The sequence below is a fragment of the Staphylococcus pseudoxylosus genome (assembly GCF_003697915.1).
Classification (GTDB): Bacteria; Bacillota; Bacilli; order Staphylococcales; family Staphylococcaceae; genus Staphylococcus; species Staphylococcus pseudoxylosus.
Genome location: NZ_RCVN01000012.1, coordinates 1 through 13,682 on the forward strand (window position 1 = coordinate 1; position 13,682 = coordinate 13,682).

14 protein-coding genes are annotated in these 13,682 nt (G+C 32.6%); 4 read left to right on the forward strand and 10 right to left on the reverse strand.

What is annotated here, in order from left to right:
- The first annotated feature begins 247 nt into the window (after nucleotides 1–247).
- Together thiD and vraX are read left to right on the forward strand one after the other, a co-directional pair.
- Entirely contained in the window at nucleotides 248–1,078 is an 831-nt protein-coding gene (thiD, locus tag D9V42_RS10980) for a bifunctional hydroxymethylpyrimidine kinase/phosphomethylpyrimidine kinase (RefSeq protein WP_122064948.1), read from the forward strand.
- Nucleotides 1,079–1,354: 276 nt separating this feature from the next.
- Nucleotides 1,355–1,525, forward strand: a complete 171-nt coding sequence (vraX, locus tag D9V42_RS15130) for a C1q-binding complement inhibitor VraX (RefSeq protein WP_017723548.1) — start codon at nucleotides 1,355–1,357, stop codon at nucleotides 1,523–1,525.
- Between the two features lie 258 nt (nucleotides 1,526–1,783).
- Here vraX and D9V42_RS10985 read toward each other — a convergent pair whose 3' ends face one another.
- From D9V42_RS10985 to D9V42_RS11020, 8 genes are all read right to left on the reverse strand, one after another.
- Nucleotides 1,784–2,230: an ASCH domain-containing protein gene (locus D9V42_RS10985; RefSeq protein WP_122064950.1), complete on the reverse strand. Its 447-nt coding sequence runs from the start codon at nucleotides 2,228–2,230 to the stop codon at nucleotides 1,784–1,786.
- Nucleotides 2,231–2,526: 296 nt separating this feature from the next.
- A complete protein-coding gene (locus D9V42_RS10990) occupies nucleotides 2,527–3,939 on the reverse strand; it encodes an MFS transporter (protein ID WP_107554948.1) in 1,413 nt (470 codons plus the stop codon).
- Nucleotides 3,940–4,130: 191 nt separating this feature from the next.
- On the reverse strand, nucleotides 4,131–4,394 hold the full coding sequence (locus D9V42_RS10995; protein WP_107554947.1) for a hypothetical protein: 264 nt from the start codon (nucleotides 4,392–4,394) through the stop codon (nucleotides 4,131–4,133).
- A gap of 1 nt (nucleotide 4,395) precedes the next feature.
- The gene (locus tag D9V42_RS11000; protein WP_107554946.1) at nucleotides 4,396–4,758 is read right to left on the reverse strand and encodes a hypothetical protein; all 363 of its coding nucleotides are present in this window, start codon (nucleotides 4,756–4,758) and stop codon (nucleotides 4,396–4,398) included.
- Nucleotides 4,730–5,872, reverse strand: coding sequence for a thiolase family protein (locus tag D9V42_RS11005; RefSeq protein ID WP_107554945.1), 1,143 nt, complete (start codon nucleotides 5,870–5,872; stop codon nucleotides 4,730–4,732). Before D9V42_RS11005 ends, D9V42_RS11000 begins: the two co-directional genes overlap by 29 nt.
- Complete coding sequence (locus D9V42_RS11010; protein WP_122064952.1) at nucleotides 5,872–7,239, reverse strand: AMP-binding protein; 1,368 nt, start codon at nucleotides 7,237–7,239, stop codon at nucleotides 5,872–5,874. Before D9V42_RS11010 ends, D9V42_RS11005 begins: the two co-directional genes overlap by 1 nt.
- Nucleotides 7,240–7,579: 340 nt before the next feature.
- Nucleotides 7,580–8,755, reverse strand: coding sequence for an NAD(P)-dependent malic enzyme (locus tag D9V42_RS11015; protein WP_107554943.1), 1,176 nt, complete (start codon nucleotides 8,753–8,755; stop codon nucleotides 7,580–7,582).
- Between the two features lie 68 nt (nucleotides 8,756–8,823).
- Complete coding sequence (locus tag D9V42_RS11020; RefSeq protein ID WP_107554942.1) at nucleotides 8,824–10,167, reverse strand: 2-hydroxycarboxylate transporter family protein; 1,344 nt, start codon at nucleotides 10,165–10,167, stop codon at nucleotides 8,824–8,826.
- Nucleotides 10,168–10,456: 289 nt separating this feature from the next.
- Here D9V42_RS11020 and D9V42_RS11025 point away from each other — a divergent pair, with 289 nt between their 5' ends.
- Complete coding sequence (locus D9V42_RS11025) at nucleotides 10,457–11,365, forward strand: PhzF family phenazine biosynthesis isomerase (RefSeq protein WP_107554941.1); 909 nt, start codon at nucleotides 10,457–10,459, stop codon at nucleotides 11,363–11,365.
- 46 nt (nucleotides 11,366–11,411) lie between these two features.
- Here D9V42_RS11025 and D9V42_RS11030 read toward each other — a convergent pair whose 3' ends face one another.
- Nucleotides 11,412–11,822 carry an Lrp/AsnC family transcriptional regulator gene (locus tag D9V42_RS11030; RefSeq protein ID WP_069793979.1) on the reverse strand — a complete coding sequence of 137 codons (411 nt, stop codon included), beginning with the start codon at nucleotides 11,820–11,822 and terminating at the stop codon, nucleotides 11,412–11,414.
- Nucleotides 11,823–11,932: 110 nt separating this feature from the next.
- On the opposite strand from D9V42_RS11030, the gene D9V42_RS11035 reads away from it, so the two are divergent.
- Nucleotides 11,933–12,340, forward strand: coding sequence for a carboxymuconolactone decarboxylase family protein (locus D9V42_RS11035; RefSeq protein WP_122064954.1), 408 nt, complete (start codon nucleotides 11,933–11,935; stop codon nucleotides 12,338–12,340).
- A gap of 332 nt (nucleotides 12,341–12,672) precedes the next feature.
- Here D9V42_RS11035 and D9V42_RS11040 read toward each other — a convergent pair whose 3' ends face one another.
- The gene (locus D9V42_RS11040; RefSeq protein ID WP_122064956.1) at nucleotides 12,673–13,557 is read right to left on the reverse strand and encodes a DMT family transporter; all 885 of its coding nucleotides are present in this window, start codon (nucleotides 13,555–13,557) and stop codon (nucleotides 12,673–12,675) included.
- Between the last annotated feature and the right edge of the window lie 125 nt (nucleotides 13,558–13,682).

Consider the following 13,682-nt stretch of genomic DNA (forward strand, 5'->3'; position numbering starts at 1 on the left):
TGCTCCTCTATGCTTTCTCGGTATCGAGAGCCTTCTCCACTTTTTTGCTTTAGCAAAATTAGTGGGTCTTACACTTGAGCTTATGCTCAGGTGTTTGCTTGGTTTATTAATTTAACGACCCTCACTTACGTAAATCCTTTTAAAACCTTACAAGCTTCTCAAAGCCTCCTTTATCAACACCTCATTATTTAGAATACCTGTTAAACATGGTATGATAAGTGCAAAAGATATTTAGGAGTGAAATTTAATGGCATTGAAAAAAACATTAACGATTGCCGGTTCAGATACTAGTGCTGGAGCAGGCATGCAAGCTGATTTAAAAACCTTCCAGGAATTAAACACATACGGCATTGTAGCCCTAACTTCAATCGTAACAATGGATGAAAAAACATGGTCACATGATGTAACACCAATTCCATTTGATGTATTTGAAAAACAATTAGAAACAGCAATTTCAATTGGTCCAGATGCAGTGAAAACAGGAATGCTAGGTACACAAGAAATTATCAAACGTGCCGGCGAAGCATTCGTTGAATCTGGTGCAGACTATTTTGTTGTAGATCCAGTAATGGTATGTAAAGGAGAAAACGAGGTACTGAATCCAGGTAACACAGACGCAATGGTAGAATATTTATTACCAAAAGCTACTGTTGTAACACCAAACTTATTTGAAGCTGGTCAACTTGCCAATTTAGGTACTTTAAAATCAATAGATGATATGAAAAAAGCCGCCGAAATTATTCACCAACAAGGTGCAGCACACGTTATTATTAAAGGTGGTAAAGCATTAGACCAAGACAAATCATACGACCTTTACTTTGATGACAAACAGTTCTATCAATTAACAACAGATATGTTCCAACAAAGTTATAACCACGGTGCTGGCTGCACATTCGCAGCAGCTACTACTGCATACTTAGCAAATGGTAAATCACCTAAAGACGCTGTTATCGCTGCAAAAGCATTTGTTGCTTCAGCAATTAAAAATGGTTGGAAAATGAATGACTTCGTTGGTCCAGTTGATCACGGTGCATTTAACCGCGTTGAACACATTGATGTAGAAGTTACAGAAGTTTAAATAAATGAGAGACAGAAACACACCTCAAAAGCATGCTTACAATGAGGTGTGTTTTCTTTATATATTATGGAAAGTTTTGAAAAAATGGGTTATGAACAACTATATAATACAAACTTCAAACAACCTATAAAACTACTTTAAACACGCGCTATTATTTAAATATTCAAATAATATACGACATTAGTCTGATAAAAAGTTGATACTGTAGACTCATGTATTTACTTTGTTTTTCTATTAATATATTAAGTGTAGAGAGATAAAGGAGGGAATCACAACATGATTATTTACAAACAAGCTTTTGAAAATGGTAACCCAATATATGAAATTATCACCAAGACTTTCAAAACAATTTCTGTTAAATTCGATGAAAATTTCAACATGAATGAATTATATAAGTTACTCTCTCTACTTGAAAATGATGTTGATAACATGAAGTTAAGTTATTAAGTACATTTTCTATACATCGAAGACTTTGCAGAAAATGCAATATGAAGAATTCAGAATTTAAGATATACAATTAACTCCCCTTTAAGAAATATGAAGTTAAAAAAGCAAAGCATGTATAAGTTGTCCCCTTATACACACTTTGAACACACACAACCCTATAAACACTCACCCTAAGTGGTACATAGTTAGGCAAAGATTGTCCCCTTTGTTTGCTTGGAGAGCAACCTCGAAGCAGTTCTAACTTATGTACCACTATTTTTATACATATAGCAATTTAAATTCTTCACATACTACGACCATTGATTCATTAAACTCCAATCCTAAAGACTCATAATACGGCTTAAAGAAATCTACATGTGCTTTACGCCAGTATGCTAGCGACTTGTCACCTTCGCCTTCTAAGTACGCATGATGTTCAGTTACTTCATTAAAAGTAGTTTGATAAACGCGTGTTGTTTGAATTACACATTGAGGATGACCTTTTTCATTTAAGATGACACTAACCTCTCCTACTTTAGGGAGTGGTTCCTCTTCAACTTTATAAGATTCATAACCGCTTGTCGTTGCAGTTTTCTCACCTTGTTTTACTAATTTAGCTAATTCATCTTCATCAACACCAAAAGACCATGCTTCAAATTTCACACCTTTATATTCTGGAAATGCTTCAATAAATTTTTTCCAATACTGTTCTACTGTAACAGCCATATTCATCCTCCTAAGTTTTCTCAATTAACCTTAAGATAACATAAAAAAACAGTCCTGGACATTGAATGTCTGGAACTGTTTAATCATATAGACAGTAAATGCCTGACATGAACGTAAGTATTTTTAGCCCTTGCAATCCGTTTATTGAATTAATGATGCTTGCACATAAGAATTAACTCGAGTGTTTCTCTCATCAAAAACTATTTCATTCCTCGTCATAGTTCATAGAAAGGACAGAAATTATTTTGTAAAAAATTGATTTCTGTCCCTCTTTTAAATATATTTGAAATTTTTAATTACACGCGCTTATCTTTCGTCCACCACAATGCTTTATCAGGGTTATCCTTATAATATTCATATTCTTCGTCACTTTCGACATTAGGGTAAGAACCTTTAAGTGATTTCCCTGCTGTACTCACATGTAATAACGAAATAACGATAATACCCACAATACTCACGGCTGTTAAATAATAAGCCGGTGATAATGGATCCCCTGTTTTCGCTACAAGTGAAGACGCGATTAATGGTGTCGTCCCACCAAATAAAGATACTGATACATTAAACGTGACAGCTAAAGTTCTGTATCTAATATGTGTATAGAACATAGTTGGTAACGAACCTGGCATAGTTCCTTCATATGTTGATAAGAAGAAACCTAGGATAAAGATACCAACGATAATGAAAATAATTGACGTTGTTTGGAAAAGTGAAAAAGCAGCAATACTAAACACTGCAGTACCAATCAATCCAATTAAAAATACATTTTTCTCACCAATTCTATCAGCAAGTCGACCAAACATTAATGCTAATGGAATCATCACTGCCATAACCACTGTAATTAAAACAGATACTGTTGTACTATCTAATTTAATAATTTGTTGTAAATATGATGGCATATATGAAGTTACCATATAATTGGTACAGTTAAAGAACGCAACTGCAACAAAACATACAATAATATCTTTATAATAATATCTAATAATGGTCAAGAAACCAATGTTATCTCTTTTCGGTTTATCTGCAAGTTCATTTTCGTATACTGGAGATTCTTCTAGTTTTCTTCTTAAATAAAAACCAAAGATACCTAAGAATAAGCCTAAGATAAATGGAATTCTCCAACCCCACGAAGCCATTTGATCATCATTTAAAAAGAAGAAGAGTAATCCACTTAATACTGATGCAGCAATATAACCTGATAATGTACCAATTTCAAGTCCAGAACCAAGCGTATTTCGTTTTCTATCTGGCGAAGATTCTGCTATATATACCATTGCGCCTGCATATTCTCCACCCGTTGAAAATCCTTGTAACACTCTACCTAATAAGAGTAGTATTGGAGCCCAAACACCAATTTGATCATATGTAGGTAATATACCTATGAGTAGCGTCGAGAACGCCATCATAATAATAGTTGTTGTTAATACTACTTTCCTACCGTATTTATCTCCAATCATGCCGAAGATAATACCACCGACTGGTCTAAGTAAGAACGCGATTGCAAATGTTGCAAAGGTAAATATTGTTTTGAGTTGATCATTTTCTACCGAACTGAAGAAGTTTTGTCCGAGTATCACCGCTAAATAAGAATATAAACCAAAGTCAAACCATTCCATTGCGTTTCCGATACCTGTGGCAAACACAGTTTTTTTAGCAGTTTTGGGATCAACCTTATTTATACTACTTTTATCAAAATCCTTTTCATAATCCATGAATATGTCCACTCCCTTTAACATGTTATACAATTATACGTAGTTAATGAATATTGTCAAACTGACCTCAACCTTTTAATCACTTTTTTCTTTATTTTTATGCAAAAAATGTATACTACGCTATTTATTTTTTGCACCTATAAAACTTATAACAAAATAAAAAATGAGTTCCATTAAGTAAAGATGGAAACTCATTTTTTCGTTATGTGTATTTTTATTTCGTCATTTTTATTTAAAATAATTAATTTATTAGGTTTTTCAATTTTAACTTTAATAACTTCTGATATTTCAATAGATTCAACATACTTCACTTTGTAAGATGACCAATTCACTTTTGCTTTTGTAAGCGCTATTTGAACTACCATTTGACCAGGAACAATTTGCTTATGTACTGGATTATGATCATTAATTAATGTTAAATATTCTCTTACTTGTTCTAAATTTAGCTCAAACATTTTAAATACACTCCAAAAAAGTTTGCGTAATAGATATACATTTATATTTATTTTTATTAATTTCTAATTTGACTATATACTTCGTATATTGACGAACTTTCTTACATCCAACGATATACATATGTGCTAAATAATATTCATTTACACTGAGAGGTTGTATTTGAGTAACCTCGGTTTCTTTAAGTAAAATTTCTTTTTCTGTAAATTTTTGAAACAAAGTGAACTCTGGCCAAAGTTTTGCGCATAAAAGGGGCGGGACTGTATGAGTTAGCGCTTCTCCAAATAGTTGCTTATAAATATTCACTTCTTTATCACTAAATATAACTTCTCTAACTTCATGACCATCGTTCAAATAATGCAGCATTTCCCATGCCACCTCCAATCCCCATAGTTGCAATCGTTCTATAGTAATCTTTCATATAAAACAAACGTGTAACCAATGCTGCGCCGCTTGCACCATATGGATGCCCTGCAGCAATTGCCCCACCATATCTATTCAACTTATCTAGTGATATACCTAACTCTCTTTGACTTGCTAATACTTGAGATGCAAATGCTTCGTTTAATTCTATAGCGTCTAGTTCACCTATGGTATGTTTATTTCTCTTAAGTAATGTGTTAACCGCAGGTACTGGACCAATTCCAAGTAAAGTAGGATCAACTCCCACTGTAATACCATCTTTAAAAGTTAAACCCTCTTGTAAACCATAAGCTTCAGCCGTTGTTTTATTCATAACTAATAATACTACTGCGCCGTCGTTCTTCATACAACAATTTCCTGCAGTGATAGTTCCATCAGCTAATAATGGTTTCAAACGATTTAACGTGCGTTCATCCATTCTTTCTTTAATGCTTTCGTCTCTGTCAAAAATTTCACCTTTCACTTCTAACGATACAATTTCTTGATTAATTTGCTTTTGTTTATATGCCATAATTGTCTTTTTATGACTTTCACACGCAAATGCATCCTGATCATTTCTTGATATATGATATGTTTGCGCTACATTTTCAGCAGCTTCAATCATCGATGGATCTTGGCTATCTGGTGCAAAAGACGCACGTTCAAAAAATTCTGGTAACTGCGTGTCATAGACGGATTGCGGCCTTTTAATCTTCCATGGTGCTCGGCTTGTACTTTCTACACCACCAGCAATATATATGGATCCCGCACCTACTTGAACCATTCGACATGCATGTATCACTGCTTCTAATCCAGAACCACATTGCCTATCTAATGTAAGACCAGGAATATTTTGATTCAATCCAGCTTCAAGTAAAGCTTTTCTAGCAATATTGCCACCATTTCCGACCACATTACCCAAAATAACATCATCAATTTCTGTCATTATATCTGCATATTGTGCATTAAAATGCTCAAATAATGGTTTTAATAATACTTCTGGTTCTAAATGCTTTAATTTCCCACCATATTTACCAAATGGCGTTCGTTTCGCTGCGACTATAACCGCTTCATTCATTATTTTAACTCACCCTTTAAATAAAGATTTCTCATATATTTACGTGCAATTTTAGCACTTTGTGTATAATGCATTTCACTTACTTTCACTAACTTTGATGGCACCTGATAACGAGCCAAATATTGAGTTAAAAAACATTTAAACTCACGATACTTCACTTGACGCTCACCCGTATAAAGCAATACAGCGATTTCGCCAAATTTTGAATGAGGCTCACTAATGACTAATACTTCATTGAATTCTTTAAAATTTTGAGCAAAATGTTCTATTTCACTTGGGTAAACATTTCGACCTCCAATAATCATTCGATCATGTTGACGTCCATGTAAATATAAGTAACCTTCTGAATTTAATGATGCAAAATCACCAATTTCTATCCAGTAATCACTTGGAAGTGGTTCCCCAATATACCCACTAAAGACCATATTACTCTTAACTTTTAATTTACCAATACCACGTTCATCAACTTGGTCGAGATTGATTGCAACATTAGGAAACAGTTTGCCTACAGAATGGCTAGGTGCATCATTATTATAGTTATAACTAATAAAACTTGCCTCCGAAGTTCCAAAGAACTCTATTAATGTAGCGTTAGGAAAATGTATTGCTACACTATCTCTTAAACGATGTTGCAACTTATCTCCAGTCGTAAATATATATATCATTTGTTGCACAGAACTCTTCCAGGTAACACAAGTATCTAACATTGTAGGAACTACAAATAAAGCGCAATGCTGTATTGTTTTGTCTGTTTGCATTCTATTCATTAATATTTTTGCATTAAATTGTTGCTGCCCAATAAATTTGCGACCACTATACAAAGCAAAGATGCACACAAATAAAGATAAAGAATGTGATAGCGGCCCTGGTGCAATCATAGTATCTATTTCATCTTCCATTAATTTTTCAGTTTCTTCATATGAATATAGCCATGACAACTCATTTCTATAATATGCTTTAGGCAGACCTGTCGTTCCAGAAGTAAAACCAATATGTAATATATCATCTATCTCTGTAGTATTTTTTTCTACTTGTTTAAATAATATGACCTTTAAATCATTATTTATAAGATATGCAATATCGTATTTTTCTATGAGCTTGTTTACTTGCTCTTGAGTCCATCGAAAATCCATAACACAAGGTATGCACCCTTTTTTGATTAAAGCCAAATAATACAATACTGTAGACATCGGATTGTTCATCGTAAGTGCAACACATTGATTTTCAGGAATATCATGTAATTGTTCTACAATCGCTACTATGCGTGCTTGCAACGCCTTATAACTTATAAGTTCTGCATCAAATTGAAGTGCACAATCGTATGGTTGATATTGCGCGTACCTTTCAATATTTTTTAATATTTGCATTTTCATCACCTTATTGTTAACTATAATACCTTTAATGTTAACATTTATTATGTAGATTTCATATTGTTCGGTGTAGCTATATATTGTTTCTTTTGCAAATGCTTTTCTATTTTATTATTATGATTTCTATAACAATTAGCCCATTTTAAATAAAAAAGTCGACATGATTTCAGGACAGAAACACTATCCTCGACTCATATCGACCTCATTTATTATACGATTTAGAATGCTCTCAACAGCATTTATAAGAAATAGAATTTTTAATATCGGTAACTTTGATAGGTTTAAAAATCAGTTACAGTTATTGACTCTATCAATCATCCACTTCATTTAAATCAATTTATTTATAGACTGTTTCCAAAGCTGATTTTTCCACTGCATTGGCTACCGTTGTTACCACTTCTGAATTTAATGCATGTGGAATTACATAGTCTTTACTTAATTCACTTTCAGAAATAACATTTGCAATACCCTGTGCAGCAGCTACTTTCATTTCAGTCGTAATATGCTGCTTACGCGCATTTAAAATGCCTCTAAAGATACCAGGGAACGCTAGTAAATTATTGATTTGATTTGGATAATCAGAACGTCCAGTTCCTACAACAGCAGCGCCCGCAGCAATAGCTTCCTCTGGAAAAATTTCAGGTATTGGATTGGCTAATGCAAAGATAATTGGCTGATCGCTCATTTCTTTAACGTGATTTTCATTTAAAACATTAGGTGCTGAAACACCTATGAACACATCTGCCTCTTGGATCACATCCTCTAAACCACCGCGTTTTTGCGTTAAATTAGTCACTTCAGCAATGGCTTTTTGTGCATCATTCATCCATGTCTCGCCTTGACAAACTACGCCTTCAATACTTAATAATACGATATCTTTATATCCAGCACTTAATAATAATTGTGCAATGGCAATACCTGCTGACCCTGCTCCATTAATCACTATTTGTACTTCATAATCTTCTTTCTCAACTACTTTTAAGGCATTAATTAATGCAGCAAGTACAACAATAGCTGTTCCATGTTGATCGTCATGAAAAACAGGGATATCTAGTGATTCTTTTAATCTTTTTTCAATTTCAAAACAGCGAGGTGCTGCAATATCTTCTAAATTTATTCCTGCAAAATTAGGTTGCAGTGCTTTTATAATATTAACAATTTCTTCAGTATCTTTAGTATCTAAACAAATAGGAAATGCATCTAAATCTGCAAACTTTTTGAATAATATACTCTTTCCTTCCATGACCGGTATCGCAGCTTTAGGTCCAATATCACCTAACCCCAAAACTGCTGTCCCATCTGAAACAATACCAATCATATTACCTCTAGACGTCAATGTATTTACCTTTTCTTCATCTTCAGCAATTACATTACATACTTCAGAAACACCAGGTGTGTATACTGTGCTTAAATCTTCTTGCGTATTCACATCTACTTTACTATTAATTTCCAATTTCCCTGCATGTTTTTTATGAAGCTCTATAGATTCAGCTTTATAGTTTTTTATAGTCATGTATTTCTACTCCCTTAATTAATTGTTATTTCGTCTTTTATTTACAAATAGTAGTGAGTGCATTATTACTAGCTTAATAATTTCATTAAGAATGTTGCTGCTATTACTGTTGATACACCACCTAATCTTGTTGCTACTTGTGCAAACGGCATTAATGACATACGTTTTGATGCTGATAAAATTGCAACATCACCTGTGCCACCCAAGCCACTATGACATCCTGTAACAATCGCAGCATCAACTGGATACATTTTCATCAATTTACCGACAAAAAATCCTGAGCCAATCATCGTTATAACCACTGATGCACAAATCACAATATATGCAGGTGAAACAATCTTAACAACTTCCTCTAATGGTATATACAACATGCCTAGGCCAACCATAAGTGGCCAAGTCAAACTTGTCGATATAAATTTGTATAGCTGGTGTGCACCTTGTTCCATTTTAGTTGGCATTAATTGTAAACATTTAATCAATGTAGCCAATAGAATCATAATAACGGGTCCTGGAATACCAATAAACTTGTGCGCAAGATCACCAAAAATAAAGAATGTACAGGCTATTAATAATCCTGCTCCCATAAGTGAAAAATCTACTTTCTTATTATCGTCGTTTGCATCAGCTGCCATCTCTTTATCATCAGATGCCTTTACCAATGTCCCGTTTCCAGATAATGACTTTTTCTTTTCACCTAGTCTCATCATTAATCCAGCTGTCACTACTGCTATAATATTACCGATAACGGCTGCTGGTATCATTTGTGCAACAAAGGATTCAGCAGATTCCCCTAAAATTGATGAATATGCTATTGATAAAGGTAAAATGCCTTCTCCAATTCCTCCCCCAATAATAGGTACAATAATATAAAATAATGTATGTTTAATTTCATAACCAAATAACATACCTACAAGTAATCCAACAATAACTGCTGTTAAAGTACCTACAATTAACGGAATAAACATACGGGCAAATCCCTGTATTAAAACTTTACTCTTCATTCCTAAAATACTACCGACAACGAGACATGAAATATAAAAATATAAGAAGTTTGATGTTTTCATTAACGTTGTAACGGCGTTCATCGAAGCTGTATTAAACACACCTAAAAATACTAAAGTAGATGGAAGTAATAAAGCTAAAATTGCAGGACCCCCTATATCTTTTAAAATAGGAATTTTCATTCCTAAATCACCAAACAGTACCCCTAAAATCATAATGATCGCAAAACCACCGATCATATCAGCCGGTAACGCATTGTAAACAGAGGCAATAAATATGATTACTGCTAATGTTATATAGAGAGGTAAAGGTATAACCCCTACCTTCATATGTGTTAATTTCGACCAGATTCGGCCATCTTTTTCTACCTCATCTATAGTAAGCGCTTTCATTTCACTTTTAGATATCATTGACATCCCCCTTAAATAATGAATATTTTCATAATATTGCTTAACGAGGAGGAATGATAGATTATGTAAATTTTTAAATCTTTTTGTAATTAAAAAAAACAAAAATATGTAACATTATTAAATAATAACGGGTAGACAGAATAATATTTTGGGTTAAACATGATTATAAGTAGAGTTATTTTAATAATCATTTTTTACCTAGGTTATAAACTTTGATAAATTAGATGTAACATCAAATGAGTTTATCAACAACATTAAGTATGAGTTTGTTACATATAGGAGTGATTCAATGACAAAATCTATACAAGTCTATCACTATGACGCTTTTAGCACTAAAGCAAATAGAGGTAATCCAGCGGGTGTCGTATTATGTGGTGATGACTTAAAAGTTGAAGAAATGCAGGCAATTGCCTTAAAAGTTGGATTCAATGAAACTGCTTTTCCACTTAAATCTAATAAAGCTGATTTAAGCATACGATTTTTTACGCCAGGTCATGAAATGAACCTGTGTGGTCATGCAACTATTGCAACGCTTTACGCATTAAAAACTAGAGGTTTATTACAGAATAAAACAGACTTTACAATCGAAACAAACGCTGGTGTATTACCAATAAAAATTGATAATTCAAGTGATGATGTATATATTACTATGCAACAAGCCTCACCTCAGTTTAAAACATTCTCTGGTTCTAAGGTTGATTTAGCTAATGCTTTGGGTATAGAAACAAGCGATTTCGACGATAAATTACCTATTGTTTATGGAAGCACAGGTGTTTGGACACTTATTACCCCGGTTAAAAACCTTAAAGTTTGTGAAAAATTGAATCCAGATAATGAACTATTTCCTTCATTATTGAAAGAAATGCCACACATTTCGATTCATCCATTCTGTATGGAAACGCATCATTTCAACACTGATATGCATGCAAGACATTTTTCCTCACCCTTTTCAGGTACTAAAGAAGACCCAGTCACAGGTACCGCATCCGGTGTAATGGGCGCATATTACATTAAATATATAAAACAGAGGCAGAGGGTATCTAACCCATTAACGCTACTCATCGAACAAGGTCAAGAAATAGAAAGGGATGGTAAAGTGAAGGTTGAAGTGACAACTCATACTGATGATTATGATATAAAAATTTCTGGAAATGCTGTGTATGTCAAAACCTTTAGCATTACTTTAGATGACATTTAAAACAATAAAAGCATGTGGATCATATATTTATGCCACATGCTTTATTTTAAATTGTTTTTGAAAATATAAAATGTGTCTTAGTATGACCATACTTTTGTATACTATCGACAAAACTTTCTACACCTATCATGCTTTTAAATCTTACTTTAAAAATAAAACAACTTTCCCCGGAAATCCTATAACAAAATGCCACATTATCTTGTTCTGCTATATACAGCTTAAAATCTTTATATAAATTATTTTTAATCACTATCTCTATTATGACTTCAATGTCATATCCTAACGTTTTATAATCAATTTCAATTGTATATTTGTTTATAACACCTACATCTTTCAATTTATTTATTCTTTCTCGCACCGAAGGCGTTGAAAGGTTAACTTCATTACTAATATAATTTAGAGAAACTTTACTATCTTCTTTTAAAGTTTTTAAGATTTTTCTATCTGTTAAGTCCATTTATATAATCCCCTTCAATTTAGTAATAATATTTACATTATACCTAATTTTTAATATGCAATTAAATTTATAAGTATCATAAAATTAACTAAGTTAAAGGAGGAATATCTATGTCTATAATTGAATTGTCTGCTTGCGGTGAAACACCTTTCCAAAAATTATTAGGTTATAACAAGGAAATTATGTATAACTGGAATAACCTTAGTAAATCATTAGAAAAGGAAGGTTTATTATCTCAAGCCTTAAAAGAAGAATTACGCAGAATGCTAGCTCAAAAGAATGGTTGCAAATACTGTAAAGCCAAAGGAAAACCAAACCATGAATTAACTGATGAAAAATCAGCCATTTGTATTGGTTTTGTAGAAGTATATCTCACTTTAGGAAATGCAATCCCTGATTATGCTATTAAAATATTGAAAGATCATCTAACTCCTTCAGAAATAAGTGAATTGATAGCATTTGTATCTTTTACTACTTGCCAACAACACTTTGGAGCAATTATGCAGTTAGAACCATAACCAAATCAGATATTAATTTCAATAATTTAATCTAAAAATAAACATTAGTAGTACGAAAGGGAACGATTTGCACTAAAATATATTTATAGAACTGACCTAACTTCAGTAAAGACACTCAGAAAATTAAAAAACTTGATATAAAATATTCAGCTTAACTGAAATGCATAATAACTATTCATTTCCATTTCGGTCATCTACTAGCTTTGTAAATAAAATAGAAACCTATATTTATATATAAAAGTTCTAGAATAACAAACTAGAATTTAAATCTTTTACAAAATTGAAGTATTAACAAGAAAGTCTCTTAACTGTTAATACTTCAAAATTAAATTTCACATGTATTCATTCGATTGATTAGTAGTTATAGTGACACCTATTAATGTAATAACGCCACCTATGATAGCTACAATATTAGGAACCTCTCCAAGTATAAAAAACGCCAAAATAAGAGAAACTGCTGGAGTTAAGTAAAGAGCCATTGTAGCATCGGAAACCCCCACTTTATTTATGGTATATGCTAAAGCAATGTATGGGATAACTGTTGGAAATGCACCTAGATAGAAAACAGATAAGATTGATACCACACTCGCATTTTGCAATTCAGTAAATGCATCAGGTAAAAATATCACAGTGAACAATGTACCAGCGATAATAGTGTAAATAGTAAATGGTATAAATCCATATCTTTCTAAATAACTAGATTGAAAAGTAAAATATATACTTTCTCCTATGGAAGCTACTAATACTAAAATAATACCTACAATCATAGCATGTAATGTCACATCATTCCCCAACGATATAAATGCTACTCCAACGAATGCAATAATTGAACCTAACCATGCTATTTTAGAAAATTTTTCTCTTAAGAAATAAGTAGCTAAAAGTGTCGCAAATATTGGTGTAGTCGAGACAATTAGACTCGCAACACCAGCACTTACGTAATATTCTCCATAACTTAATGCTGTATGATATACAGTAAACCCACAAAAGCCTAAAACCAATATGATAGGAATATCTTTAAATACTGGTAATGAGACTTTTTTAATTATTGCTATAACTAGAAGGATTATACTCGCAAGCATTAGTCTTAATGCAGATAAATTTTCTGCTTTAAAATCATATAATGCTACTTTTATCATAGGAAATGCTGAAGCCCACAAAAATATAGTAATCATGAAAGCAAAAAAGACTTTTATTCTTGTTTTTTTGTTATTCATAAATTACCCACACTTAATATAAAAGTAATATATACTTTATCTCTTTTCATCTCTGAACGCCTACCTTCAATTTAATATGTGTTCAGAATACAAAATAAACGTTACACTAAGTACAACCAATTCGA